Origin of the sequence: Xanthomonas bonasiae, from assembly GCF_017163705.1 — a bacterium.
Taxonomy (GTDB): Bacteria; Pseudomonadota; Gammaproteobacteria; order Xanthomonadales; family Xanthomonadaceae; genus Xanthomonas_A; species Xanthomonas_A bonasiae.
Genome location: NZ_JAFIWB010000019.1, coordinates 27,976 through 54,598 on the forward strand (window position 1 = coordinate 27,976; position 26,623 = coordinate 54,598).

Here is a 26,623-nt window from a genome sequence, read left to right on the forward strand (position 1 = left end):
GCGATGCCGACACCGAGATGCGACGCGCATCCGCCGTACCCATGCGCACGTTTTCCGGAATGTATCGGTGCGTGGCGGGCTTATGTTGCCCTGCAGCGTGACAGCCATCTTGGTAGCGCTAACATCCGCGGCCACGGCCCAGCCACGGGCCTTGAAGTCGCTGCACGTTTTTCCGTCGCTCGGGCAATTCGTCGGCTGGTCGCTCCGCGTCACCTTCACGGAGCCGCAGGTCGCCTGTTTTTTGGGGAGGATCACGGTGAAGAACAGTTACGCGCGCACCACGTTGTCTCATGCACTGGCCACCGCATTGCTCGGCATGGCTGCCGGCAGCGCCTGGGCGCAGACCGCGCCACCCACGCAGGCGCCTGCGGCGCAGGCGGCGCCATCGCCCGCACCGGCCGGCGACGATGCGGTGAAGCAACTGGATACGGTCACTGTCTCCGGCTACCGCCGCAGCATCCAGTTCTCCACCGACGCCAAGCGCGATTCGGTGACCTTCAGCGATACCGTGTTCGCCGAGGACATCGGCAAGTTCCCGGACATGAACATCGCCGAGTCGCTCAACCGCATTCCCGGCGTGCAGCTCTCGCGCGACGTCAATGGCGAAGGCCTGAACATCGCCATCCGCGGCCTGGGCACCAGCTTCACCAAGACCACGCTCAACGGCGCCAGCATCGCCACCGCCTCGATCGGCCTCAATGCGCAGAACCAGAACCGCGAAGTGGATCTGAATCTGTTCCCGACCGAGTTCTTCACCCAGCTGACGGTGAGCAAGACGCCGACCGCGAGCATGCTCGAAGGCGGCGTGTCCGGCGTGGTCGACATGCGCAGCGCGCGGCCGTTCGATCGGCCCGGCACGCATCTGACCTACCAGCTGCAAGGCGACTGGAACAGCACCAGCGAAAAGACCACGCCGCGCGGCGCGCTGATGGGCAGCTGGACCAACGCGGCCGGTACCTTCGGCGCGCTGTTCGGCGTGGCCTCGGTGCGCAGCAAGCTCGGCGTGGAAGGCTTCGAGAGCGTGGGCTGGACCAATCCGGGCCTGACCTACGCGCAGTGCGGGCTGACCCCGCCGGCCGGCACGCCATCGACCAACCAGCCGGCCGCGTGCAATGCCAACGGCGGCGGCAACTGGCGCATTCCCGATACCGTGCCGGTCACCGCCGGCGCCGGCCTCACCCCCGGGCAGAGCATCGACGCCGCCTGGCTGCTGGCGCACAACCCCGGCCTGAGCATCGAACAGATCAGCGACGCGCTGATCCCGCGCCTGGGTCGCCGCGTGCAGATGCAGGGCGACCGCAGCCGCGACGCGTCGGTGATGTCGCTGGAATGGCGGCCCAGCGACACCGCGCATTTCTACCTGGACACGCTGTTCTCCAAGGCCAAGCGCGACACCGAACGCACCAGCATGAACCTGATCGGGCGCAACGGGAACATGATTCCGTTGGACATGCAGGTGGACGGCAACGGCGTCGTCACCGATGCCACCTTCACCAATGCCCAGTACTTCCTGGAAGCGCGCCCGTACCATGAGAACGTCAAGTTCTGGAGCGTCAATCCGGGCGCCGAACTGCTGTTCGGCGCGAACCAGGACATCAAGCTCAACGTGCAGGCCAACGCCACGCGCAGCTGGATGTACCGGCAGTCGCCGAGCATCCTGGTGACCTCGCCGTTCACCACGGTGGACTACAGCAATACGGGTGGCGACCAGCCCTCGATCGACAGCCCGCTGGACCTCAACGATCCGAACCTGGGCTGGAGCTGGACCGGCGGCCGGCTCAACATCAGCAACGAGAAGCGCGAGACCGAGACCCGCGGCGCGCGCGCCGACTTGCAGTTCGGCGAAGACAAGCGCAACGTCAAGGTCGGCGTCGCCTACGATCAGGCCGAGCGCCATATCCGCGGCTTCGACAACAGCGCCGCGTGGGAGACCCTGGTCTGCCGCGGCGCCGCCGCCACCTGCACCGGCGGCGCCGGCTCGCTGATCCCGCAGTCGGCGCTGGCCTCCTACCTCAAGCCCGGCCAGGGCGGCTTCATCACCGTGGACTTCGACCGCTTCCTGCGCGACAGCGGCTACTACGGCCTGAGCGACAGTGCGCCGGAGACCAACGCGGCCAACACCGGCGCTTCCACCGGCGGCATCCTGGAGAAGAACTGGGGCTTCTACGTCGAGGCCAACGGCGAGACCGACGTATGGAACCGGTCGATGCGCTTCAACGCCGGCGTGCGCTACGTGACCACCGACCAGACGATCAGCGGCCCTGTCACCATCGGCGGGGTGCGCCGCTACCAGGTGCTGAACTCGGACTACAACGAACTGCTGCCTTCGTTCAACGTGGCCTGGGACGTGGCCGACAGCGTGGTGCTGCGCCTGTCGGGCTCGCGCACGCTGACCCGGCCCGATCCCAGCGCGATGCTGCCCAACACCAACTTCAGCGATCCCTCCGCGCAGACCGCCACCCAGGGCAATTCCAACCTGGCGCCGTACCGGTCCACCAACGTGGACATCGGCGGCGAGTGGTACACCGGCGGCGAAGGCTTCGTCGGCCTGACCCTGTTCGACAAGCGCATCGACGGCTTCACCGTCAACGGCGTGCGCCGCATTCCGTTCCAGGACCTGGGCGTGGCCTACAGCGACCTGACCGCGACCCAGCAGGCCGCGATCGACCAGCGCGGCGGGCCGAACGCGGCCACCGTGGACGTGCAGACCCAGGTCAACGCCGACGGCACGCTCAACATCCGCGGCCTGGAAGCGATCTGGGTGCAGCCGCTGGACCGCCTGCTCGACGGCCTGGGCTTCAGCCTCAACTACACCCACGTCAAGCAGGAGTCCGAGGGCGATGGCATCCAGGCGGTGGCGGTGGGCGTGGCGCCGAACCTGTGGAACGGCACGGTGTACTGGGAGAAGAACAACGCCTCGGTGCGCCTGTCCTACGCCTGGAACGACGACATGATCATCTCCGGCGCCAACCAGAACGGCATTCCCGATGCGCGGCTGATGGCCGATGCGCGCGGGCAGCTGGACCTGTCGGCCAGCTACACGCTGGCGTGGGTCCGCTCGGCGCCGCAGATCACCCTCAACGTCACCAACCTCACCAACGAACCGCTGCGCACCACCTTCCAGTATCCGAACGCCACCTACGACCTGTACCAGCCCGGACGCACCATCATGCTCGGCATCCGCGGCTCGTTCTGAGCCTGGCGCCGGGCGCGGTGCCCCGCTGCGGCGAGGCATCGCGCGCGCGGCCGGCGCAGGCCTGCCGCCTGGCGCGCCGCCACCGCTGCACCTGCTTCCGCCTTCGCCGTACCCTCGTCCTCCGGCCCCTCTCCCGGCGGAGAGGGCAGCAAGCTCCTCCCGCGACTCCCAGGCCCATGACCAGCACGCACCGCCTCCCGCTCAGCGAAAAGATCGGCTACAGCCTGGGCGACCTGGCCGCCAACCTGATCTTCCAGACCCTGATCACGTTCCTGGCGTTCTTCTACACCGACATCTACCGCATCCCCGCCGGCACCGCGGCCACGCTGATCTCGGTGGTCGGCCTGTTCGGCGCGCTGGTGTTCACGCCGCTGGTGGGCGTGCTCGCCGACCGCACGCGCACGCGCTGGGGCAAGTTCCGGCCGTGGATCCTGTGGACCGCGCTGCCGTTCGGCGCGATCTCGCTGCTCGCCTTCAGCACCCCGGCGCTGAGCGAGCAGGGCAAGGTGATCTACGCGTTCACCACCTACACCCTGCTGGTGCTGATCTACGTCGCCAACAACCTGCCGTATTCGGCGCTCAGCGGCGTGCTCACCGGCAGCATGGAGCAGCGCAACAGCCTGTCGGCGTACCGCTTCTTCGCGGTCACCATCGCCCAGTTCGTGATCCAGGTGCTGCTGCTGCCGCTGGTGCTGATCCTCGGCAACGGCGACAAGGCGCAGGGCTTCCAGCGCACCATGGCGCTGTTCGCGGTGGTCGGCACGCTGTGCTTCCTGATCACCTTCCTCACCACCCGCGAGCGGGTGCTGCCGATCGCCGCGGAACCGTCCAGCGTGCGCAAGGACCTGGGCGACCTGGTCCGCAACAAGCCATGGCTGGTGATGCTGGCCCTGACCATCCTGGTGTTCGTCAACCTGGCGATGAAGGGCGGCATGTACGTGTACTACTTCAAGTACTACCTGGATGCGGCGGCGTTGACCCGCTTCCTCGACCAGGCCGGGTTCAACGGCTTCATCGCCGGCATCAACGGCTTGCTCGCCAGCGCCGGGCTGACCGCGTTGCACTGGCCGCAGGATGCGCCGACCTCCGCCTTCAGCGTGTTCAGCGCCGGCGGCATCCTGGCGATGATCGTCGGCATCGGCTGCTCCAAGCGCCTGGCCGACCGCTACGGCAAGCGCAACGTGTTCGGTGCGGCGCTGCTGGTGTCCACGCTGTTCCTGCTGGCGTTCGCGGTCTATCCGCCGCAGGCGATCGGCCTGGTGTTCGGCTCCTACGTGCTGCACGGATTCTTCTACGGCATCACCATCCCGCTGCTGTGGGCGATGATCGCCGACGTGGCCGACTACTCGGAGTGGAAGAACCACCGCCGCGCCACCGCGATCATCTTCTCGGCGATGCTGTGCGGGCTGAAGGTCGGCCTGAGCGTCGGCGGGGCGCTGGTCGCCGGCCTGCTCGCCTTCTACGGCTACGACGCCGCGCTGCCGCAGCAGAGCGCTGCGGTGACCGGCGGCATCCGCCTGGCGGTCAGCGTGTACTGCGCGATCCCGTTCCTGCTCGGCGTGGCGCTGCTGTTCCTGTACGAGATCGACAAGGCGCTGGAGTCGCGCATCGAACGCGACCTGGACACGCGCCGCCTGCAGGCCGCCGCGCTCGGCAACTGACGCTTCCTCCCCTCACGCTCTAGGTACGCAATGTCCGCCGACACCGATGCCGCAGACCTGCAGAGGCTGGCCAGCAAGGCCATCTCGCAGCCCCTGGTCACCCACATGTACACCGCCGATCCGTCGGCGCACGTGTTCGAGGGCGCGTTGTACATCTATCCCTCGCACGACATCGACGCCGGCATCGCCTTCAACGACGACGGCGGCCATTTCGACATGGAGGACTACCACGTGTTCCGCATGGACAGCGCCGACGGCCCGGTGGTGGACTGCGGCGTGGCACTGCACGTGAAGGATGTGCCGTGGGCCGAGCGGCAGATGTGGGCGCCGGACGCGGCGTGCAAGGACGGACGCTACTACCTGTACTTCCCGGCCAAGCGCGCCGACGGCATCTTCCAGATCGGCGTGGCCATCGGTGCGCGCCCGGAAGGGCCGTTCACCGCCGAGCCGCAGGCCATCGACGGCAGCTACTCGATCGATCCGGCCGCGTTCGCCGACGACGACGGCGAGCACTACCTGTATTTCGGCGGGATCTGGGGCGGGCAGCTGCAGAAGTACCGCGACAACGCGTATGCGCAGGCGCACGAGGAACCGGCCGATGCCGAGCCGGCGCTGGGGCCGCGCGTGGCGCGGCTGCGCGCGGACATGACCCAGTTCGCCGAGCCGCCGCGCGAGATCAGCATCGTCGACGAGCAGGGCCAGCCGTTGCTGGCCGGCGACCATGCGCGCCGCTTCTTCGAGGCGCCGTGGCTGCACAAGTACGGCGGCCGCTACTACCTGTCGTACTCGACCGGCGACACGCACCTGCTGTGCTACGCGATCGGCGATTCGCCCTACGGTCCGTTCACCTACCAGGGGCCGTTGCTGAGCCCGGTGATCGGCTGGACCACGCACCACTCCATCTGCGAGTTCCAGGGCACCTGGTACCTGTTCTATCACGACGCCATGCTGTCCGGCGGCGTCACCCATCTGCGTTCGATCAAGCTCACCGAGTTGCAGCACGACGCGCAGGGGCGCATCGCGCTGGTCCATCCGTACGGGGAGTGAGGACGGCGCGGGGCCGGTTCGCCGACCCGCGCCGCACGCGCAGCGCCGACCGCCGCTGCACGTGCGCAGGCGCTGCGCGGCCTACGGCATCCAGACCAGGTTCTGGGTCTGCGGATCGGCAGTGACCTTCTCGATCTTGCCGGCATCGTCGAAGGACACCTGGAACTCGCCAAAGCTGGTCAGCCAGTAGCGCCACAGCTTGGCGTCCAGGTTCGGATTCTCGCTGCTGATCGGGTAGCCCAGCGCCATCAGCGTCTGTTCGCGGGTCATGCCCTTGGTGACCCGGCTGCTGCCGATCGCCTCGCGGATCTTCGGCGGATACGCCGCCAGCTTGAGCTTGGGATCCTGCGCGATCACGTAGCGCTGAGCGAAGGCCTCGTTGCCGAGGTCGCGGCTGTAGTCGTTGCCGATCGACTGCTTCTGGCCATCGATCAGCACGTTGACCCGATAGCGGCCGTAGCCGGTGACCTTGACCGGGGTGCCGGCGGGGATCACCCGCTTGCCGTTCTCGGCGTAGTTGCTGTCGCTGATCCAGCTGCCGTCGCTGCGCATGTTGCAGCACAGGAAGCCGTCGTACTTGGTGTCCGCCGCCGCGGCCAGGCCGGGGAGGGCGGTGGCCAGGACCAGGGCGAGCAGGGACTGGGTGGGGCGCATGGAAGACTCCTTTCTGGCGGCGCGGCGGCCGCGGTTGGCGGTGCCGCAACGCGGCGCCGTGCCGGTTCCCGGCGCGTGCATTGTGCCGGCAAGCGCGGTCGCGGAAAACGCCGGCGCCGCACACGGTGACGGCGGGTGCGCTGGCTGTGTATGCTCGGACGCAATGGACGACATGACGCCCGCCGAGATCTCCTTGCGCATCGACGCCCTGCGGCGCGAGCACCGTGCGCTCGACGAACAGATCCAGCGCACCCCGGCCAACCTCGACGACGAACTGCAGGCCAAGCGGCTGAAGAAGCGCAAGCTGCAGCTCAAGGATTGCATCATGCGCCTGGAAAACCTGCTGATCCCCGACGAACCGGCGTGAGCGCGGCGACGTTCTTCAGCATCGGCCACTCCACGCGTGGCCTGGACGCGTTCCTGGAGATCCTGCACGGCGCGCAGATCGCGCACCTGGCCGACGTGCGCGCGTTTCCGTCTTCGCGGCGCTTTCCGCAGTTCGACGGCAGCGCGCTGGCGCGCAGCCTGGCCGCGGCCGGCATCGGCTATACGCACTTTCGTGCGCTCGGCGGGCGCCGCGACAGGCAACCCGGCATCGACCCGCAACGCAACGGCCACTGGCGCAGCGCCGGTTTCCACAACTACGCCGACTACGCGCTGGGCGCCGACTTCGGCGAGGCCTTCGCCCAGTTGCGCGCGCTCGGCAACCGCGGCGCCTGCGCGGTGATGTGCGCCGAAGCCGACTGGCGCCAATGCCACCGCCAGATCGTCTGCGACCACCTGCTGCACCACGGCCACCCGGTGATCCACCTGCTCGACGCCAGGCGCCGCGAGCCGGCGACGCTCAACCCCGCCGCGCGCAGCGATGCGAATGGGCAACTGGTCTATCCGGCGAACGTCGCGCCTGCCGGGCCGGTCACTGGCGATCTGTTCGGCGGCTGAGCGATTCGATCCGTACGATGTCACCTGTAGGAGCGGCTTCAGCCGCGACAGGGTCTCGCCGGGCGGTGTCTGTCGCGGCTGAAGCCGCTCCTACAGGGCTGTCGCTAGCGGCGAGAAAAGCAGCATGCGGTGGCCGCCTCAATCCTGCGGCACCACCGGCTCTTCCGGCTTCGCCGCCTCCGGGCTGACCCGTTCGATGGTGTGGCGGAGTTCGCGGCCAAGAATGAACTTGGCATCTTTCGCCCATGCGTCCAGGCGCTCGTCGAACATCAGCTTGCTGTTCTCGTCCGGCCACACCAGTTTCAGTTCGCGCAGCTTCTGGATGAAGCCGCGGAACAGGGTCTTGTCGAAGAACTCCGGCGCGGCCGGGGCGTACAGCAGGCTCAGGCGTTGCGCGGCCTGCTGGCACAGGCTTTCCAGTTCGCCGGCGCCGAGTTTGCCGGGGCCGTTCTTGACCAGCACCGAAATGGCGATGTAGTAGCGCTCGAACGCCTGCTGCAGCGAATGCCCGATCGCGCGCAGGCGGAACACTTCGTCGGTCTGTCCGGTGTTGCGCGCCAGCACGCCGCCGTCGTCGTCGTTGACCTGCAGCAGCAAGCCTTCGCGCACGAACACCTCGATGGTGCGCTCGATGCGTTCGGCGAACTGGTCTTCGCTCCACGGCAGGAACAGTTCGGCCTGCAGGAACGGGTACACGGTGCGGCCCAGCCGCAGCAGGCCGGAGCGGCTCATGCGGCGGTTGTTCTGGAAGCAGCACGCCACCCACGAGGAAGCGGTGAACAGGTGCAGCACGTTGTTGCGGAAGTAGCTCAGCAGCACCGCGTTGTCGCCGTTGACGCTGAGCACGTCGCCGAGCGGATGCGGCGTGCGGGTCAGCACGTTGATCTCCTCGGCGTGGGCGATGATGCGCTCGGGCGAATGCGGGGTGACGGTGACCCGGTCCGAGTACGGCAGTTCGGCCAGCAGCTTCTTGCACAGTTCGATCTGCGCGATCAGGTCGGCTTCGCCCATCGCGTGCTTGGGCGTGGACAGCAGCGCCAGCGCCAGCAGGTTGACCGGATTGACGTCGGCGGCGGCGTTGATGTGCACCTGGATCTGCTCGGCCAGCGCATCGACGGTGCCGTTCAACCAGCTCGGTTTTTCGTCCTCGCCCAGCGGCTGGCCGTCCCAGTCCGGCGCGCGCTGCGCCAGCACCTGGCTCAGCGCGATCGGCTCGCCGAAGTTCACCACCACCTGGCCGTAGTTCTGCTTGAGCACCTTGGGGATGCTCCACAGCAGGCCCCAGATCGATTCCTTCTCCTTGGGCCGGCCGCTGAGTTCGTCGAGATAGCTGTTGCCTTCCATCAGCTTCTCGTAGCCGACGTAGATCGGCTGGAACAGCACCGGCTTGCGCGGCTGGCGCAGGAACGCGCGCAGGGTCATCGCGATCATGCCGCCCTTGGGCTGCAGCAGACGGCCGGTGCGCGAGCGCCCGCCTTCGACGAAGTATTCGATCGAGTAGCCGCCGGCCACCAGCTGCGCCACGTATTCGCTGAGCACCGCCGAGTACAGCGCGTTGCCGCGAATCGAGCGGCGGATGAAGAACGCGCCGCCCTTGCGCAGCAGCGTGCCGACCACCGGCAGGTTGAGGTTGATGCCGGCCACGATGTGCGGCGGCACGATGCCGCGTTCGTACAGCAGGTAGGACAGCAGCAGGTAGTCCATGTGGCTGCGGTGGCTGGGCACGTAGATCACTTCGTGCCCGGGCGCGGCTTCTTTCAGCTTGTCCAGGTGGTGCACCAGCACGCCGGCGTAGATGCGGTTCCACACGTGGGTGAGCAGGAAGCTGGCCGAGCGCACCACCGGGCTGGAATAGTCGGCGGCGATCTCCCAGGCATAGGCATGGGCCTTGCGCCAGGCGTCCATCGGCTTGCTGTTGTCGCGCTTGGCCTGCGCGGCGATCGCCTCGCGCACCGGTTCGGCGGCCAGCACCTGGTCCACCAGCAGCCGGCGGGTCGACAGGTCCGGCCCGATCACCGCCTCGCGGATGCGCCGGAAGTGGGTACGCAGCACGCGCTGCAGCTTGCGCACGGTGCGTTCCGGCGGCAGCCCTTCCTCGATCGTCAGCCGCATCGACACCGGCGGGGCGAAGCGCACGATGGTGCTGCGGCCGTTGAGCAGCACGCCGAGCAGGCGGCGGAAGCTGCCGACCAGCGCCCAGTTTTCCGAGAACAGCACCGCGAACCAGCCGCTCTGCTTGTCCGGGGCGCGGCCGACGAAGATCGACACCGGCACCAGGTGGATGTCCAGGTCCGGGCGCTCGCGGTGTGCCTGCAGCAGTTTGGCCAGCGAATCGGAATGGGTCTTGGCGCCGCGCTGCTCGGGGATCAGCGCGTTGTTGCTGCTGCGCCGCGACAGCGCCAGGTAGGCGCGCTTGCGCCCCAGCGGGTCGCCGGGCAGCGGCACCAGCGGCGACGGCAGGCCGGCCTCGCGGCACGCCTTGTCCAGGATCAGCGCGTTGGACAGGCCGTAGTCCTCCAGCACGTAGACCACCGGGCGGCCGTCGTCGTACTGGCCGGGTTCGGCCGGTTCGATGTTCAGGCCCAGCCACGGATCGGCCACGCGCCCGAGCAGGCGCGCCCACAGCGGCCGCTTGGCGGCGCGCGCGGCGAGCACCGGGCTCGGCAGCGCTGCAGTGCCGGTAGCCGGCGGCACGCTGCCGGCGGCATCGCCGCTGGCCGGAGAGGCGGGCGCGTGCGCCGGGTCCGAGGCGCGCGCAGCCGCAGCGTCGTCGGGAAAGGGGAGGGGATTTTGTTCTGGCATCGGCGTCATTATCGCTTAGCCGGCGCTGCGGGGTCGGCGGGCGGGGCCGTGGGCGCCTCGGCCGGGGCCGTATGCGGTGCCGCGGCGGTGGCCAGCAGCGCGTCCACCTCGTGCAGGGTATCGCGCAAATACCAACGGCCCTGGCGGCGCACCAGGACCGCGGTGGTGTCGATCTGCGCGCCGCCCAGCGGGTACTGGATGCGCACCACCGCCTGATCGCCCTGCTGGCTGACCAGCCCGGTGCGCAATTCGCGCGCGCTGGCGTCCAGGTCCAGGCCGTAGCCGGCCAGCACCGTCTTCAGCTCGCCCAGGAACGGCCCGAGCCGCTGCAGGCTCTGCTCCATGCCCAGGCCATGCAGGTCGGCGTCGCTGCGCAGGCCGGTGCGGCGCGCGGCGGCGCTGAGCTGCGCGATCGCCGCCTGCGCGCGCTTGCGCTCGGCCAGCGGCGCGTGTTCGGCCCAGCCGCTCAGCGCCTGGACCAGCTGCACGTAGTGGCCACGCTGTTCCGGGGTGTAGTCGCCCTGGTTGCGCAGGTATTGCACGCCGAACAGGCCCAGCGAGTGCGCGGCCTGGCGCAGGCTCGCGCTCTGCCCGCCGAACTGCGCGTCGAAGGCGCGCTGCAGCTGGCGTTCGGCGTCCGGCGCGGACAGCGTGTCGAGCACCTCGGGCAGGCGTTCGGCCAGCGGCGACTGGGTCAGCGGCCAGCGGCTGCGGTCCTCGTTCCAGGCCTGCTGCAGCCGTTGATAGTGCGCGGGCGGCACCGCGGCGCGGGCATAGCCGGCCAGGTCGTTGCGCTGCAGCGTATGCGCCAGTTCGCGCACGGCCGCGGCCGGTTCGGCGCTGGCGCCGGGCAGCTCGGCGGGGCTGCGCTTGCACCCGGACAGGGCCAGGGCGGCCAGCAGCAGCGCGGGAACGACATGCAAGGGTGTGAGCCGGGTCGGACGTGGCGGCATATGGTGCTAGCTCGTTCCCCAAAACGTTCCGCATCTTGCTGGGCGCGCGCGATTCGGGCAAGCCGTGCGCCGCTGGCAGTGCGGTCGTGGCGATTGTCGGGGGCTGGATACCGATGTCGTGCCGGGACAATTCTTGGCCCGATCGGACTGGTCGAGACAACGATGTCGGCGCGATGTCGGTGTATCGCACAGTGTGCCGCCACATTGCGCAATGTTGCGGCGCATCATGTAACCGCTTGCAGTTGCTGTTACCGTCCGCCCACCTTGCCTCGAGGTGGTACTGGACGGGGGTCCCAGTGCGATACATGTCCGAAATCTTCCGAGCACTGTGTCACGCTGGTAGCGGCCGTGGCGGATTGGCCCTGGCCGGCGTCCTGTGTGGCCTGGCCATGACCCTGTCCGCGTACGCGCAGGACGGCCGTTTGCCGCCGCGCGAGGCATGGCGCGCCTCCAGTTCTTCCAGCCAGGTCAAGGCGCAGGCGATCGGCTACCTGATCGACGGCGATGCCACGACTCGCACCGGCGGCGCGTTCAGTCCCGGCCATTGGTTCCAGGTCGACCTGGGCCGCGAGGCGCGGCTTGGCGGTGTGCGCCTGCAATGGGACAGCGCCAATCCGGAAGGTTTCCTGCTGCAGGCCTCGCGCGACGGCCAGCGCTGGGACACGGTCTACACCATGGCCGATTCGATGGGCGGCACCGAGACGCTGTTCTTCGCGCCGCGTAGCGCGCGCTACCTGCGCCTGGCCAGTCCCGAACGCACCGCCGACTGGGGCATCTCGATCTTCGAGATGGAGCCGCTGGGCGCAGCGGACAGCGCGCGGCTGCGCGGCGTGCCGGCCGGCGCGGCGGCGGCACTGTGGCAAGGCGGTGCGGCGCTGGCCATGCCCGGCAAGGGCGCGCAGCCGCGGCAGCTGGAGATCGCGTTCCCGAGGGCCTTCGCCAGCGCCGGCCTGATCGTCGAATTCGCCGGCGCGCATGGCGCGGCGCGGCTGCAGGCGCAGGACGCCGCGGGCCGCTGGCGCACGCTGGCCGAGGATCCGCAGGCCGGGCAGAGCGACAGCGCCTATCTGGCCGGCACCGCGCCGGTCGAGGCGCGCGCGCTGCGGCTGAGCGTGGATGCCGTGCCGGGCGCGGCCGCACCGGCGCTGCGCCGCCTGCGCCTGCTCGGGCCGAAGGCGGTGATGACGCCGATGAAGCGCTACCAGGTTGCCGCGCAGCGCGGCCAGGGCGCGCTGTTCCCGGCCTCGCTGCACATGCAGCAGACCTACTGGACCGCGGTCGGCATCCACGCCGGCCGGCAGAAATCGATCTTCGACGAATACGGCAACCTGGAAGCGTGGAAGGGCGCGCCGCTGGTGCAGCCGCTGTGGCGCGACGCCTCCGGCACTGCCGCCGGCGCCGACGGCCACGCGCTGACGCATGCGCTGCGCGATGGCTGGAAGCCGATGCCGTCGGTGAGCTGGTCGCCGCAGCCGGGGCTGGAACTGCGCAGCGAGACCTTCACCATCGAACACGGCGGGCAACCGGTGACGATGTTGCGCCACCGCCTGCGCAATACCGGCAGCAGCCCGGTCAGCGGCACGCTGTCGCTGCTGGTGCGGCCGATGCAGATGAACCCGCCGTGGCAGAACGGCGGCCTGTCGCCGATCCACGACATCGCCGTCGAGGACGCCGCGGTGCGCGTCAACGGCCGCCTGCTGCTGGAATCGCTGAGCGCGCCCAGCGGCGCCGGCGCCGAGGCGTTCGGCCCGCACGGGGAAACCGAGATCACCCGCCACGTCGCCGCCGGCACGTTGCCCGCGCAGCGCGATGCGCACGACGCCGACGGCCTTGCCGCAGCGATGCTGAACTACGCGGTGACGCTGGCGCCGGGCGCGCAGCAGGACGTGGTGCTGGCGTTCCCGCTCGGCACCGCCAGCGCCGACGCGCAGGGCCGGCTGCCGCCGGCACCGGCGCTGGATCGCGCCGCGCTGCTCGGCGCCGAGGCGCGCGACCCGGGCCGCGGCTTCGATGCGCTGGCCGAGCGCGTGTCCGCCGACTGGCAACGCCGGTTGGGCAACGTCGGCCTGAGCCTGCCCGACGCCAGCCTGGTCGACATGCTGCGCGCGCAGGCCGCGTACATGCTGATCAACCAGACCGGCCCGGCGATGCAGCCCGGCCCGCGCAACTACAACCGCTCCTTCATCCGCGACGGCATGGCCACCTCGGCGATCCTGCTGCGCATGGGCCAGGCCAAGGTCGCGCGCGACTACCTGCAGTGGTACAGCGACCACGCGGTGCATGCGAACGGGCTGGTGTCGCCGATCCTCAACGACGACGGCAGCGTCAACGACGGCTTCGGCTCGGACCTGGAATACGACAGCCAGGGCGAATACATCACCCTGGTCGCCGACGTGGCGCGCCTGGACGGCGGCCCGGACAGCGTGCGCGCCTACCTGCCGAAGGTGAAGCTGGCGATGCAGTTCATGCAGGAACTGCGCGAGCGCACCCTGGTGCCCGGTTACATGGGCGAGCAGCCGGCGCCGGAGCGCTTCCGCGGCATCCTGGCGCCGTCGATCAGCCACGAAGGCTATTCCAGCCCCACCCACAGCTACTGGGACGACTACTGGGCGCTGAAGGGCTGGCACGACGGCGCGTGGCTGGCCGAGTCGCTGGGCGATGCGGCGACCGCGGCCTGGGCGCGCGAACAGTACGCCGCGCTGCGCACCTCGCTGGCCGCCTCGATCCGCGCCACGATGGCGTGGAAGGGCGCCGACTTCATCCCCGCCGCGGCCGATCTGGGCGACGGCGATCCGAGCAGCGTGTCGATCGCGCTGGATCCCACCGGCCAGCAGGACCTGCTGCCGGAACAGGCGCTGCGCACCACCTTCGCGCGTTATCTCGACGACGTGCGCAAGCGCAAGCAGCCCAATGCGCTGTGGGCGTATTCGCCGTACGAGATGCGCAACGTGCTGACCTACGTGCACCTGGACCAGCCGCAGGTCGCCGACGAACTGCTGCAGGACATGCTGCGCGACCGCCGCCCGTTCGAATGGCAGGTGCTGGCCGAAGTGGTGCATTCGCGGCCGCGTTTCCCGCGCTATCTCGGCGACATGCCGCACACCTGGATCGGCGCCGAGTACGCGCGCACCGTGTTCGGCATGCTGATGCACGAGGGCGACGACGCGCTGGTGCTGCTGCCGGGCACGCCGCCGGCCTGGGTCGAGGGCGAGGGCCTGGCGGTGCAGCGCCTGCCGACCGCCTATGGCCAGCTGAGCATGCGCGCGCGCCAGCGCGACGACGTGCTGCGGATCGATCTCGGCAGCGGCCTGCGCGCGGGCACCGCGGTGCGCGTGGCCTGGCCCTCGCGCACGCGGCCGGCGCAGGTGCGCGTGGACGGGCGGCGCATCGACGCCTACGACGCCGCCGGGGTGGTGTTGAGCAAGCCGTTCCGGACCCTGGAGGCACGCTGGTGAATCCGCGCATCGCACACGCGCCGGAACAGCGCGCCAGCATCACCATCAAGGACGTGGCGCGCCTGGCCAACGTCTCGGTGGCGACGGTGTCGCGCACCATGAACGGCCACCAGCACGTGGCCGAGCCGGTGCGCGCGCGCGTGCTGGAAGCCGCGCGCACCCTGCACTACGTGCCGCACCATGCCGCGCGCAGCCTCAGCAGTCGCCGCACCCACACCATCGGCGTGGTGCTGCCCGACCTGCACGGCGAATTCTTTTCCGAGCTGATCCGCGGCATCGACACGGTCGCGCGCGAGCGCGGCCTGCACCTGCTGGTGTCCAGCTACCACGGCGAGCCGGAAGAGCAGCGGCTGGCGGTGCGGCGCATGCCCGGGCGCGTGGACGGGCTGCTGATCATGTCGCCCTATCTGAGCACCAACGCCGACGAAGCCGCCGACATGCTGCCCGGCACGCTGCCGGCGGTGCTGATGAACTGCGCCGAGCGCATCGCCGACGCGCAGGTGCTCAACGTGGACAACTACGGCGGCGCACGAGCGATGACCCGCCACCTGCTGGACAGCGGCCATCGCCGCATCGCCTTCATCGCCGGGCCGGACGACAACTTCGATGCGCGCGAACGCCTGCGCGGCTACCGCGACGAACTGCACGAGCGTTGCCCGGACGTGGCGCCGCGGGTGTTGCCGGGCGATTTCGACGAAGCCTCCGGCTATCGCGCGGGGCAGGCGCTGCTGCAGGGTGAGCGTCCGGACGTGGTGTTCGCGGCCAACGACATGATGGCGCTCGGCTGCCTGTTCGCCTTCACTCACGCCGGCCTGCGCGTGCCCGACGACATCGCCCTGGCCGGGTTCGACGACGTGCCGATGGCGCGCTACGTGCACCCGGCGCTGACCACGATGCGGGTGGACATCGCCGGCTTCGGCGCGCGCGCGATGCAGCTGCTGCTCGCCGCGCTGGAGCCGCAGACCGCAGGCGCGGATGCGCCGCTTTCCTCCGATATCGCTCCCCAATTGATCGTCCGTGCGTCCAGTGCCCAGCGAGGACCCGCCATGGACTGACACCGCCCGTCGCGCTCCACCCTTACCGTTTGCATCCAACTAGAAGAAACAACGAATGAACCCGTTTACTGCCCTGGGAGGGGTTTCTGTCATGAAGAGAAAGCGTTCTGCTTCCAATATGCCCGCACGCAGCCTGCTGTGCTGCGCCCTGGCGACCAGCCTGTTCGCGACGATGCCGGCGATGGCGCAGACCAGCACCGCGATCCTGCGCGGCCAGGCCCAGGCCGGCGCCGAAGTGGTCGTCACCAATACCGCCACCGGTTCGGTGCGACGTACGCCGGCGGGGCCCAACGGCACCTACACCGTGATTGGCCTGCCACCGGGCAGCTATACGGTCGAGGCCAACGGCGTCAAGCGCAGCGTGACGCTGCAGGTCGCCTCCTCGTCCACGGTCGATCTCGACGCCGGCACGGCCGCAGCGCCGAGCGGCGACGCCACCACGCTGGGGACGGTCAACGTCACGGCGCCGCCGTCGATGAAGGACGTCAAGACCTCCGAGGTCGGCAATGTTGTCTCGTTGCGCCAGATCCAGCAGCTGCCGCAGGCCACGCGCAACTTCCTCGAGTTCGCCGACACCGTGCCGGGCATGGTGTTCCAGATCGATGGCAATGGAAATACCAAGCTGCGTGGCGGCGCCTCCAACGCCAGTGCCGGCAACCTGTATATCGATGGCGTCGGCCAGAAGAGCTACGTCAAGGGCGGCGGCATCGCCGGCCAGAGCGATACCCAGGGCAATCCGTTCCCGCAGCTGGCGATCGGCGAATACAAGGTCATCACCTCCAACTACAAGGCCGAGTACGGCCAGATCAGCGGCGCGGCGATCACCGCGGCGACCAAGTCGGGCACCAACGAGTTCCACGGCGAGGCGTTCTACCGCTATACCGACCAGGACCTGCGCGACAAGCGCCCGGACGAGGACAACGGCAAGATCGATTCGCAGACCAAGGAGTACGGCTTCGCCCTGGGCGGCCCGATCCTGCAGGACCGCATGCACTTCTTCGTCGCCTACGAAGGCAAGGAGAACGTGGTGCCCAAGAGCGTGCAGGCTGACGCCAATGCACAGCCTCAGATCGGTCTTCTGCCGTCCAACCTGTCCAGCCAGCTCGGCGCGGCCAACATGCCATTCACCGAAGACCTGTACTTCGGTAAGATCGATTTCGAACCGACCGACCGCGACCGCATCGAATTGAGCGGGCAGTATCGCGATGAAACCCAGACCGGCAACGTGGGCGGCACCAGCACCCCTGAGCACGGCACCAACAAGGTCAACAAGGATAAGCGCGCCAGCCTGCGTTGGCAGCACAGCGCCGACAACTGGTTCAACGAGTTGATTGTCGGCACCGAGGACTCGGAGAACAACCCGACGCCCAAGAGCATCGGTAACGGCATCATTTACAAGTATCTGAACTATAACGACCCGAACATCGGCGAATACACTTATCTGGAAACCGGCTCGGCCGGCGGTCTCAACGTGCAACGCAAGAGTCAGAAGGGCTGGTTCCTGCAGAACGACCTGACGTTCACCAGCTTCGAATGGCATGGCGAGCACACCATCAAGATGGGCGTGAGCTACAAGGACATCAAGCTGACCTCGCAGGACGCGGCCGCGCTCAATCCGCAATTCAGCTACTCGGTCGATGCCAACGGTGTCGCCTCCATCCCGTACCGAGTGGATTTCATCGCGCCGTACACCACGCCGGGCCAGAAGGCCACGGTGGAGTCGCCGTCCAAGCAGTACGGCATCTACATCCAGGACGACTGGGCCGCGACCGACAAGCTGATGATCAACGTCGGCGTGCGCTGGGACTACGAGAAGAATCCGGCTTATACGGATTTCGTGACCTCGCAGGCGTTCGTCGACGCACTGTACGGCGACGATCCGGATAACCCGGGCCATCCGTGGGCCGACCGCCTGCTGCCCAGCGGCATCAATGCGGCTAACTACATCAGCACCGGTAACAACCGCAAGAACTTCAAGGATGCCTGGGCGCCACGCCTGGGCTTCTCCTACGACTTCTTCGGCGACGAGACCGCAGTGCTGCACGGCGGTGCCGGCCGGTCCTACGACCGCAACCTGTTCGAACAGCTGGCCTTGGAAACCAGCAAGGCGGCGCTATCGCCGGTGGTGGTGTACTTCAAGGATCCCGCCGCCTCGTCCTGCTACAAGGCCGACCGCGTTTGCTTCGATTGGGATCCCAGGTTCCTGCAGGGCGTGGATCAACTCAACACCATTCCCGGCGTCAGTGGCAGCGCCGAATTGTTCATGTTCAACAACAAGATCAAGACCCCTTACAGCGACCAGTACAGCATCGGCATCAGCAACCAGGTTGGCGACTGGCTGACGGATGTGACCTTCCAGCGCATCCTGAGCTACGACGGCTTCGTGATGTCGCTGATCAACCGCTACCCCGACGGCGCGTACTTCGATGCGACCGGCGCCGCGCCGTGGGGCGAGCCGGTGCCCGGCTACCAGAACACGATCATCGGCAACAACGGTCTGGAGCAGCGCAGCAGCCAGGTGTTGTTGTCCGCGGAGAAGCCCTACACCAAGGAATCGGGATGGGGTTTGACGCTGTCCTACACCCACACCAGCGCGCGCCAGAACCGCAAGATCGACGAGCCATACGCGTTCGACAAGCCGACCATTCGCGACTATCCATTCGTGAAGTCCGACGCAGCGTCGGCGCATCGTTTCGTCGCGTCGGGTTCGATCGATGGCCCGTGGGGCGTGACCTTCGGCGCCAAGGTGGTGTTGGCGACCCCGGAGCCCATCAACGAAATCGCCTGCTACGGCAGGGTCGATGCGGACAATGGCACGTGCCAGCAGGTCGGCGTCACGCCCCCGGGCAGTGGCAAGTTCCTGGTTGGCGGCAAGATCTGGGGCTACCGTACCGTCGACTTCCAGGCCACCAAGGACTTCGCCGTGTACAACGACTTCAAGCTGTCGGCGCGCATCAACCTGCTCAACGCCTTCAACTTCAAGAACTACTCCTCGTATGCTTACAACGGTTGGGGCAGCAACGGGAACTTCGAGCCGGACATCACCATCAACAGGACCGGCGACATCAACTACGTGCCGCGCACCGTGACCTTCGAGATCGGCGCCAAGTTCTGATCCACCGCCATCGCCCACGCGCGTGCCCGACCGGCGCGCGTGGGGTTTTTCCGGACGGGGCCGCTTGGCCCCGTTCGCGTATCGGATACTCCCTTCTTTCCGCACAGGACCGCGCACGCATGATCGCCGCCCCTCTCCGCAACCTGGTCATCGTCGGCGGCGGTACCGCCGGCTGGATGGCCGCCGCCGCGCTGGCGCGCGTGCTGGGCCCGGACTACCGCATCACCCTGATCGAATCGGAACAGATCGGCATCGTCGGCGTCGGCGAGGCCACCGTGCCGCACATCAAGGCCTTCAACAATCTGCTCGGCATCAACGAAGCCGAGTTCGTGCGCCAGACCCAGGGCAGCTTCAAGCTCGGCATCGAGTTCGTCGACTGGCACCGGCCGGGCACCTCCTACATCCACGGCTTCGGCACCGAGATCGGGCATTCGCTCGGGCTGCTGCCGTTCCAGCAGTACTGGTTCAAGCAGGCGCTGGCCGGCAAGGCCAAGCCGCTGGGCGCCTACACGCTCAACACCGTGGCCGCCAAGCGCGGCAAGTTCATGACCTCGGCCAGCGACGCGCCGCCCAACTCGCCGCTGGCCAACATCGCCTACGCCTACCATTTCGACGCCTCGCTGTACGCGGCGTTCCTGCGCCGCTTTTCCGAGCAGCGCGGGGTGACCCGGCGCGAAGGCATCGTCGAGGAGGTGCAGCTGCATCCGGAATCGGGCGATGTGCTCTCGGTGCGGCTGGCCTCGGGCGACACGATCGCCGGCGACCTGTTCATCGACTGCTCCGGTTTCCGCGGCCTGCTGATCGAGCAGGCGCTGCATACCGGCTATCACGATTTCACCCACTGGCTGCCGTGCGACCGCGCGCTGGCGGTGCCCTGCGCCAAGGTCGGCCCGCCGACGCCGTACACCCGCGCCACCGCGCGCGCGGCCGGCTGGCAGTGGCGCATCCCGCTGCAGCACCGCACCGGCAACGGCTACGTGTATTCCAGCGCGCACATCAGCGACGACGAAGCCGCAGCCACGCTGCTGGCCAACCTGGACGGCGCGGCGCTGGCCGATCCGCGCCCGCTGCGCTTCGTCACCGGGCGCCGCAAGCAGGTGTGGAACCGCAACGTGGTCGCGCTGGGCCTGGCCAGCGGCTTCATGGAACCGCTGGAATCCACCAGCATCCACCTGATCCAGTCGGGCATCTCCAAGCTGCTGGAGCTGTTCCCGCGCGAGAGCATCAGCCCGGTGCTGGTGCAGCGCTACAACGACCGCATCGCCTTCGAGTTCGACCGCATCCGCGATTTCCTGGTGCTGCACTACACCGCCACCGAGCGCGACGACAGCGACTTCTGGCGGCAGTGCCGCAGCATGGCGATCACCCCGGAGCTGCAGGCGACGCTGGACCTGTTCGCCGACAGCGGCCGCTTCTACCGCAACGGCGAGGAGATGTTCGCCGAGATCAGTTGGGTGCAGGTGATGGTCGGGCAGGGCATCCTGCCGCGCGCCTACCACCCGCTGGTGGACCAGGTGCCGGCCGCGGACATCGAACGCTTCGTCGCCAGCATCGAGCAGACCATCGGCCATTGCGTGGACGCGATGCCGCCGCACCAGGCCTTCATCGACCGCTACTGCGCCGCCGCGCCACGCTGAGCGGGCTGCCCGGATCGCGTGCCGGGCGTAAAAAAAGAGGCCTCGCGCACCAAGGCGCGGGCCTCTTCAAAATCCGACCGAAGCCGGAGAACGGTTTGTGGCGCATCTCCGGCAACGCCGGACGCTGCGCATGCTACCGGCAGTGCGCAGCTAATGCAATGGTTTAAGTTTTATTAGCTAAGTCGTTGATATTTATTGATCGATCAACGCGCCGCCGCATGCGCCAGGGTCGCGGCGATCTCGTGCTGGATCGCTTCGGCCGCGGCGCGCGGATCGGCGGCCTGGCGGATCGGGCGGCCGACCACGATCGCATCGGCGCCATCGGCGAAGGCCTGGGCCACACCGACGGTGCGCTGCTGGTCGTCGCCGACCGGGCCGCCGGGGCGGATGCCCGGACACACGATCGAGAAGCCGGCACCGGTGGCGCGGCGGATCGGCGCCGCTTCCTGGCCGGAGGCGATCACCCCGTCGATGCCGGCGGCCTGCGCGGCCAGGGCGCGTTCCACCACGACGTCCTGCGGTTCGCGGTCGATGCCCATCGACGCCAGGTCGGCGCGGCCCATCGAGGTCAGCACGGTCACCGCCAGCAGGCGCATGTCGCCGCCATTGGCCGCGGCCGCGGCCTGCATCATCGCCGGATGCCAGCCGTGGATCGTGCAGTAGTCCACCGGCCACTGCGACAGGCGCCGGATCACCCCGCCGACGGTGGCCGGGATGTCGAAGAACTTCAGGTCCACGAACACGCGCTTGCCGCGCGCGGCCAGGGTCTCCAGCACGTCGAAGTATTCGCCGGAGGCCAGCAGCTCCATGCCGATCTTGTAGAACGCCACCGCGTCGTCGAGCCGCTCGATCCACTCGATCGCCTCGGCGCGGCCGGGCACGTCCAGGGCGAAGATCAGCCGTTCGCGCGCCTCCAGCGCCAGCGGCGCGCGGCTCACTGCGCCAGCTCCAGCGCGTCGCGCTTGGCCTGGTGGCGCGCGGCGCGCGGCTGCGCGAAGTCGTTGTTGAACAGCGCCGGTTCCCAGGAGCCGTAGCTGGGGTTGGGCAGCATCCACCAGCGCTCGCCGAACCAGTCGTGGTACTGCTGCAGCAGCTGTGCGCGGCCGTCCGGGGTGTTGGCCACGACCTGCACGAAATCGCCGAGCTGGTCGCCGAACTGCATCAGCACGCGGTACTGCTGGCCGACCAGCTTGCGCCGGCAGTTCTTCTCCGAGCCGTTCTGCTCGCAGTCCTTGACCACCGTGCCCAGGCCCAGCAGCACGCTGTTGTCGGCCACCGGCAGGCCGGCGCTGCGCAGGTTGGCCAGGGTCGCGTCGGTCAGGTGCACCGCGCGGTTGGACACGTACAGCACGGTGATGCCCTTGGCGGTGGCCGCCTTGGCGAAATCGACCACGCCGGGGATCGGCTTGGCCTTCTTCTCGGCCACCCACTGGTCCCAGCTGACCTCGTCGTATTCCTTGCCGTTGCGGATCAGCCGCGCCTGGTACGGGGAGTTGTCCAGCACCGTCTCGTCCACGTCCATCACCACCGCCGGCTTCAGCCCGGCCGCGGTGTTGCCGCGCTCCTCCGGCACCAGCGCGTCCCAGTTCGGCTCCTTCAGCGCCGCATCCAGGCGGTCGGCGGCGGCGCGGTAGGTCTGCTCGGCCACGGCCCGGTATTCGGCCGAGCGCTGCATCCACAGCACCGCGTTGAGGTTGTCGTCGCCGGCCACGGCGGTGTCGGCGGTCTTGGCGGCCGGCGTCGCCGCGGCATCGGTGGCCGGCGCCTGCGGCTTGCAGGCGGACAGGGCGAGCACGGCGCAGGCCAGTGCGGTGCGGGCGATCGGGGTCATCGGGCGCGGGGACCTAGCGAATTAGTCCGCCGATTTTAGCCGGTTGCGCTCGCCGTCGTAGCACGGCGACGGCAAACGCCGGTCGCGGCAAAATCGCCGCGGGGCTCGGCAATTGTCTACTGCGTCCGTGCAGCAGCCAGATCGTGATGGGCCAGCCACGCCTGCATGAGCGATTGCCGGACAAGCGGTCGGAGCTCAACTGAGGCGGATCCTGGGGCGCACCATGGCGTTGATGCGCTCTGCGACCCAGAGCAGCGCGGCGCGCGGAACGCCATGCAGCGAGACCTGGTGTTGGCGGTACAACCAGGCGTGGCTCAACTGTGCGAAGCGGCCCTTGATGAAGCGGGCCCGGAAGAACCCGAAGCGCCCTAGCGTTCCGAACGCGTTGTAGTCGCTGAGCGAGACCAAAGACCCCAGGTCACGGAAGCGGAACGCAGGTGGCCCCCTGCCTTCCAGCAGATACGCTGGAAGGTGCCTAGCCAGATGCAATGCCTGCTGGTTGGCGACCTGGGCTGTGGCCGGAAGTGGCCGCGCGGCGCCTTCCGGAATAAGGCTGGCGCAATCGCCCAACGCGAATATCCGCTGTTGTCCTTCGACCACCAAGTTGTCCGCAACGACAATCTGGCCAGCGCCATTCAACTGGAAACCGCTCTCGACAAGCGCGCTCGAAGCACGGATCCCCGCTGCCCAAACCTTGAGCGGTGCCTCCACGCGTCCACCATCGGCAAGCGCGAATCCAGCGGCATCGGCGCTGACGACACGCACGCCGGTGCGTACATCCACTCCCAGCGCGCGCAACTGCGCGGTGGCGGAGGCAGCGACATCGTCCGGAAATGCGCCGAGGATGCGCGGTCCGCTCTCCAGAAGCGTCAAGCGCAGGCGCGTCTGGATGCCGTTCGCCCCATAGCCGGAGGCCAGGTCGATCATCCTGCTGAGCTCGGCGGCGAGTTCGACGCCGGTCGCGCCCCCACCGACGATCGCGATCTGCACCTCGCCCACGCCCGAGAAGCTGCGCGCGACGTAGGCGCGCAGCCGCATGTTGAACGCATCGGCCTGCTGCTGCCCATCGATGAAGTGGCAGTACTGCATGACCCCGGGCGTGCCGAAGTCGTTTGCGCGGCTTCCGTACGCCAGGACGGCGACATCGAACGGGACATCGCGCGCCTTGGCGATCGTTTCGCCGGAGAGCACGAGCGGCGCCAGGCGCAGGCGCCGGCCTGGTGGATCGATGTGGTCGAGCTGCCCGGGCACATAGTCGAAATGGTGCGTCCTGGCATGGGCGAGGAGCTGTACCTGCTGCTGGTAGATGTTCCACGTCCCGGCCGCGAACGTGTGCAGCATCGGCTTCCACACATGGGTCGGCTCGCGGTCGATCAGCAGGATCCTGGCCTTGCCGCGCTTGCCCAGTCGATGGCCCAGACGGGTGGCCAGCACCAGCCCGGCGATGCCAGCGCCGACGATGGCGATGCGCGGCAACGATTCGGCGGTACCGGCCATCAGCGTTCTCCCAGGAGCAGTTGCACGATCTCGTTGACCAGGCGTACGGTCGCGGCCTGATCCCGATCAGGCTCTAATAACGCCCGCATTGCCAGCCCCCGGAACAGGGTCGCGAGCATTCCGGTACGCAACTGCAATTCCTGCGCGTCGAGCCAGGCCGGAGCGCCGATGCGATCGACCAGCGCGGAGAACTGGCGCGCGATGGCTTGGTCGGTGCGATAGAGGATCCGTGCGATCGCCGGGTTCCTGGCGGCCTCCGCACCGAGTTCGAGCATCAGCCCGACGGTCGCCGGATCGCTGTTGCGTTCGACCACCTCCGCGGTGTGTCGGGTCAGGCGCGCGACCAGGTCGCCGCCGACACGATCCTGCTCCATCTTCAGCAGCAACTCGGCCATCTCGTCCCGCTCGCGCTCGGCGATCGCCTCGACGATGGCTTCCTTGTTGGCGAAGTAGTGGTAGATGTGGCCAGGGCTCATCCCGGCGACTTTCGAGATCCGCGCGATGCTGCTCCCGTGGAACCCCTCGCGGCGGAAGCACTCGGTCGCGGCATCGAGAACCTGGCGGCGCCGGAGTTCGCTTTTGTCGGACTCCTGCTGCTTAGGCGGCAATGTGGTCATCGGTCTGCTCCTTGGGGGCCTGGGCTTACAGCGTTCTCGCGTAGTATGTTCATACTAGAATGAACATTCAATCTATTTTTCAGCAACGCGCCGATGGAGCCTGGATGGCGGAGCGCCATGCTGTCAGGCAACCAAGGAAACTCCCTAGGCGCTTGGAAAACGCCGGATGGTGCGTTTCGTAGACAAATACAGGCAAGAGCGCAGCCGTTCCATATCAAACGGGGTGTGAGTCACGCAATCCCCCGAGCGTTAGGGAATCTCCCGACAGCGCGCCGGGGCCACCCGGATTCTCGGTTCCCGTGGTGTGCACCACAGTTCGCGCTGCCTGCACGCGACGTGCAGCGCAAGTCGGAAGGATGCGAACGACGCCCTGCGCAGGCAGGGAGACGCCGGATGCGTAACAGGGGACTGCCGTAGTGCCGTGGAAAAAAGCAACGTTCCGTGCCGTGCTGGCCGTAGGCGCCTGGGCAGGCTGTGCGCTGTCCGCCCAGGCCCAGGACCCGCCCACTACGCTGGACCGCCAGGAACAGCTGCGCCAGGCCGAGGAAGTGCAGCGCAAGCAGGAACAGGACCGGCAGGCGCCGTTTGCCGGCCCGCGTGAGGCCGTGGCTCCCGCCGACATGCGCAGCATCGCGCTGCCCACCGAAACCCTGTGCTTCCCGATCCAGCGCATCCAGTTGGGCGGCGCCGGCGCCGATGGCGCGCGCTTCGCCTGGCTGTGGCTGTCCCTGCGTCAGTACCAGGGGCGCTGCATCGGCCGCGAGGGCATCGATCTGATCCGCCGCCGCGCGCTCGACCAGCTGGTCGCACGCGGCCTGGTCACCACCCGCATCGGCGTGCCCGAGCAGGACCTGTCCAGCGGCCGCCTGCGCTTCGAGCTGATGCCCGGCCGCTTGCGCCAGGTCCGCGTTGAGTCTGCCGATGGCCGTGCGTTCTGGCGCAGCGCCTTGCCGCTGCGGCCGGGCGACCTGGTCGACCTGCGCGCGATCGAGCAGGCCGTGGAGCAGTTCAAGCGGGTGCCCTCGCAGGACGCCAAGATCGACATCGCCCCGGGCGAGCAGCCTGGCGAATCGGACCTGGTGATCACCCTGCAGCACAGCCGGCGCTGGCGCAGCGTGCTCAACGCCGACGACTCCGGCGTGCGCGCCACCGGCCGTGCGCAGGGCGGGATCGACTTCGCGCTGGACGCGCCGCTGGGCATCAACGACCTGCTGTCGATCGGCTACAACCACGACCTGGTGGATCACGGTGCCGAGCGCGGCACGCGCGGCAACAGCCTCAGCTACAGCGTGCCGTGGGGCTGGTGGACGTTCGCGCTGTCGCTGTCGTCCTACCGCTACCACCAGCGCGTGGACGGCTACCTGCAGAGCTTCCAGTCCAGCGGCGAATCCAACAGTGCCCAGCTCGACCTGCAGCGCGTCGTCCATCGCAACGGCAGCAGCAAGACCACCGCCGGCGTGGTCGTGGCCAAGCGCGAGGCGCGCAGCTACCTGGACGGCATCGAGATCGGCATCCAGCGCCGCCACACCACCAGCGCCGAGGCCTACCTCAGCCACCGCCGTTACCTGGGACCGATGCAGCTGGACCTGCGCCTGGCGCACCGCCGCGGCACGCCCTGGTTCGACGGGCAATGGACCGGCTACGACCCGGCGGTGGGTTTCCCCAGCTTCCGCTACGGCGTCACCACGCTGGATGTGAGCACCGGGCTGCCGTTCAAGCTCGGCAGCATTGCCGCCAGCTGGGACAGCAGCCTGCATGCGCAGACTGCCTCGCAGCTGCTGCTCGGCTCGGAGTTCATCAGCATCGGCGGGCGCTACAGCGTGCGCGGCTTCGATGGCGAACGCACCCTCGGCGCGGAACGCGGCGCGTACTGGCGCAACACGCTCAATCTGCCGGTGCAGCGCCTGGGCATCGTCCCGTACCTGGGCATGGATGCCGGCCGCATCGGTGGCCCCAGCGCCAGCGGGCAGGACGGACGCAGCCTGGTCGGCGCTTTCGTCGGCGTGCGCGGCGCGCGCGGCGGACTCAGCTGGGACGGCTTCGCCGGCTGGGATCTGCACGCACCACGCGATTTCGATACCGCGCAGCCGGCCTACGGCGTGCGTGTGACCTATCAGTTCTGACCCTGGGCCGCCGCTGGGCGGACCGGGTTTTTGTTTTT

Annotated in this window: 17 protein-coding genes; 10 read left to right on the forward strand and 7 right to left on the reverse strand. The window is 68.4% G+C overall.

The annotated features are described in order from the left end of the window. Positions 1-256: 256 nt before the first annotated feature. From JR064_RS15435 to JR064_RS15445, 3 genes are all read left to right on the forward strand, one after another. Positions 257-3,196, forward strand: a complete 2,940-nt coding sequence (locus JR064_RS15435; RefSeq protein ID WP_179570115.1) for a TonB-dependent receptor — start codon at positions 257-259, stop codon at positions 3,194-3,196. Positions 3,197-3,372: 176 nt separating this feature from the next. Next, positions 3,373-4,857 (forward strand): MFS transporter, encoded by a 1,485-nt coding sequence (locus tag JR064_RS15440; protein ID WP_179570113.1) that lies wholly within the window; start codon positions 3,373-3,375, stop codon positions 4,855-4,857. A 30-nt stretch (positions 4,858-4,887) separates the two neighbouring features. Beyond that, complete coding sequence (locus JR064_RS15445) at positions 4,888-5,904, forward strand: glycoside hydrolase family 43 protein (protein WP_206230323.1); 1,017 nt, start codon at positions 4,888-4,890, stop codon at positions 5,902-5,904. Positions 5,905-5,985: 81 nt separating this feature from the next. Here the strand turns inward: JR064_RS15445 and JR064_RS15450 are convergent, their stop codons facing one another. Continuing rightward, positions 5,986-6,558 (reverse strand): hypothetical protein, encoded by a 573-nt coding sequence (locus JR064_RS15450; RefSeq protein WP_179570109.1) that lies wholly within the window; start codon positions 6,556-6,558, stop codon positions 5,986-5,988. A gap of 163 nt (positions 6,559-6,721) precedes the next feature. On the opposite strand from JR064_RS15450, the gene JR064_RS15455 reads away from it, so the two are divergent. Next, positions 6,722-6,925, forward strand: a complete 204-nt coding sequence (locus JR064_RS15455; protein ID WP_179570107.1) for a YdcH family protein — start codon at positions 6,722-6,724, stop codon at positions 6,923-6,925. Then, positions 6,922-7,500, forward strand: coding sequence for a DUF488 domain-containing protein (locus tag JR064_RS15460; RefSeq protein WP_191826104.1), 579 nt, complete (start codon positions 6,922-6,924; stop codon positions 7,498-7,500). The genes JR064_RS15455 and JR064_RS15460 overlap by 4 nt, the downstream gene beginning before the upstream one ends. A 138-nt stretch (positions 7,501-7,638) precedes the next feature. Here JR064_RS15460 and plsB read toward each other — a convergent pair whose 3' ends face one another. Both plsB and JR064_RS15470 read right to left on the reverse strand, forming a co-directional pair. Next, complete coding sequence (gene plsB, locus JR064_RS15465; RefSeq protein ID WP_206230324.1) at positions 7,639-10,311, reverse strand: glycerol-3-phosphate 1-O-acyltransferase PlsB; 2,673 nt, start codon at positions 10,309-10,311, stop codon at positions 7,639-7,641. Beyond that, the gene (locus tag JR064_RS15470; protein ID WP_206230325.1) at positions 10,311-11,255 is read right to left on the reverse strand and encodes a hypothetical protein; all 945 of its coding nucleotides are present in this window, start codon (positions 11,253-11,255) and stop codon (positions 10,311-10,313) included. The genes plsB and JR064_RS15470 overlap by 1 nt, the downstream gene beginning before the upstream one ends. A gap of 389 nt (positions 11,256-11,644) precedes the next feature. On the opposite strand from JR064_RS15470, the gene JR064_RS15475 reads away from it, so the two are divergent. The 4 genes from JR064_RS15475 (at position 11,645) to JR064_RS15490 (ending at position 20,517) form a co-directional block, all read left to right on the forward strand. Further along, complete coding sequence (locus JR064_RS15475) at positions 11,645-14,710, forward strand: galactose-binding domain-containing protein (protein ID WP_206230326.1); 3,066 nt, start codon at positions 11,645-11,647, stop codon at positions 14,708-14,710. 8 nt (positions 14,711-14,718) lie between these two features. Further along, on the forward strand, positions 14,719-15,765 hold the full coding sequence (locus JR064_RS15480; RefSeq protein ID WP_425510304.1) for a LacI family DNA-binding transcriptional regulator: 1,047 nt from the start codon (positions 14,719-14,721) through the stop codon (positions 15,763-15,765). A gap of 91 nt (positions 15,766-15,856) precedes the next feature. Beyond that, on the forward strand, positions 15,857-18,880 hold the full coding sequence (locus JR064_RS15485; protein ID WP_206230328.1) for a TonB-dependent receptor domain-containing protein: 3,024 nt from the start codon (positions 15,857-15,859) through the stop codon (positions 18,878-18,880). 119 nt (positions 18,881-18,999) lie between these two features. Then, positions 19,000-20,517 carry a tryptophan halogenase family protein gene (locus JR064_RS15490; RefSeq protein WP_206230329.1) on the forward strand — a complete coding sequence of 506 codons (1,518 nt, stop codon included), beginning with the start codon at positions 19,000-19,002 and terminating at the stop codon, positions 20,515-20,517. Positions 20,518-20,720: 203 nt separating this feature from the next. On the opposite strand, the gene pyrF is transcribed toward JR064_RS15490, so the two are convergent. From pyrF to JR064_RS15510, 4 genes are all read right to left on the reverse strand, one after another. Next, entirely contained in the window at positions 20,721-21,455 is a 735-nt protein-coding gene (gene pyrF, locus JR064_RS15495) for an orotidine-5'-phosphate decarboxylase (protein WP_179570085.1), read from the reverse strand. After that, on the reverse strand, positions 21,452-22,348 hold the full coding sequence (locus JR064_RS15500; RefSeq protein WP_206230330.1) for a 5'-nucleotidase, lipoprotein e(P4) family: 897 nt from the start codon (positions 22,346-22,348) through the stop codon (positions 21,452-21,454). The genes pyrF and JR064_RS15500 overlap by 4 nt, the downstream gene beginning before the upstream one ends. Before the next feature lie 195 nt (positions 22,349-22,543). Next, positions 22,544-23,845, reverse strand: coding sequence for an NAD(P)/FAD-dependent oxidoreductase (locus tag JR064_RS15505; RefSeq protein ID WP_206230331.1), 1,302 nt, complete (start codon positions 23,843-23,845; stop codon positions 22,544-22,546). Then, positions 23,845-24,462, reverse strand: coding sequence for a TetR/AcrR family transcriptional regulator (locus JR064_RS15510; RefSeq protein WP_206230332.1), 618 nt, complete (start codon positions 24,460-24,462; stop codon positions 23,845-23,847). The genes JR064_RS15505 and JR064_RS15510 overlap by 1 nt, the downstream gene beginning before the upstream one ends. Before the next feature lie 446 nt (positions 24,463-24,908). Between JR064_RS15510 and JR064_RS15515 the strand changes: the two genes are divergently transcribed. After that, positions 24,909-26,585: a ShlB/FhaC/HecB family hemolysin secretion/activation protein gene (locus JR064_RS15515; protein WP_206230333.1), complete on the forward strand. Its 1,677-nt coding sequence runs from the start codon at positions 24,909-24,911 to the stop codon at positions 26,583-26,585. The last annotated feature ends 38 nt before the right edge of the window (positions 26,586-26,623 follow it).

Excerpts from the sequence above, each read along its gene's own strand:
- plsB (WP_206230324.1), bottom strand. The coding sequence starts at position 10,311 with ATGACGCCGATGCCAGAACAAAATCCCCTCCCCTTTCCCGACGACGCT.
- JR064_RS15445 (WP_206230323.1), top strand. The coding sequence starts at position 4,888 with ATGTCCGCCGACACCGATGCCGCAGACCTGCAGAGGCTGGCCAGCAAG.
- JR064_RS15440 (WP_179570113.1), top strand. The coding sequence starts at position 3,373 with ATGACCAGCACGCACCGCCTCCCGCTCAGCGAAAAGATCGGCTACAGC.
- JR064_RS15475 (WP_206230326.1), top strand. The coding sequence starts at position 11,645 with ATGACCCTGTCCGCGTACGCGCAGGACGGCCGTTTGCCGCCGCGCGAG.
- JR064_RS15485 (WP_206230328.1), top strand. The coding sequence starts at position 15,857 with ATGAAGAGAAAGCGTTCTGCTTCCAATATGCCCGCACGCAGCCTGCTG.
- JR064_RS15470 (WP_206230325.1), bottom strand. The coding sequence starts at position 11,255 with ATGCCGCCACGTCCGACCCGGCTCACACCCTTGCATGTCGTTCCCGCG.
- JR064_RS15510 (WP_206230332.1), bottom strand. The coding sequence starts at position 24,462 with ATGACCACATTGCCGCCTAAGCAGCAGGAGTCCGACAAAAGCGAACTC.
- JR064_RS15500 (WP_206230330.1), bottom strand. The coding sequence starts at position 22,348 with ATGACCCCGATCGCCCGCACCGCACTGGCCTGCGCCGTGCTCGCCCTG.
- JR064_RS15505 (WP_206230331.1), bottom strand. The coding sequence starts at position 23,845 with ATGGCCGGTACCGCCGAATCGTTGCCGCGCATCGCCATCGTCGGCGCT.
- JR064_RS15450 (WP_179570109.1), bottom strand. The coding sequence starts at position 6,558 with ATGCGCCCCACCCAGTCCCTGCTCGCCCTGGTCCTGGCCACCGCCCTC.
- JR064_RS15490 (WP_206230329.1), top strand. The coding sequence starts at position 19,000 with ATGATCGCCGCCCCTCTCCGCAACCTGGTCATCGTCGGCGGCGGTACC.
- JR064_RS15455 (WP_179570107.1), top strand. The coding sequence starts at position 6,722 with ATGGACGACATGACGCCCGCCGAGATCTCCTTGCGCATCGACGCCCTG.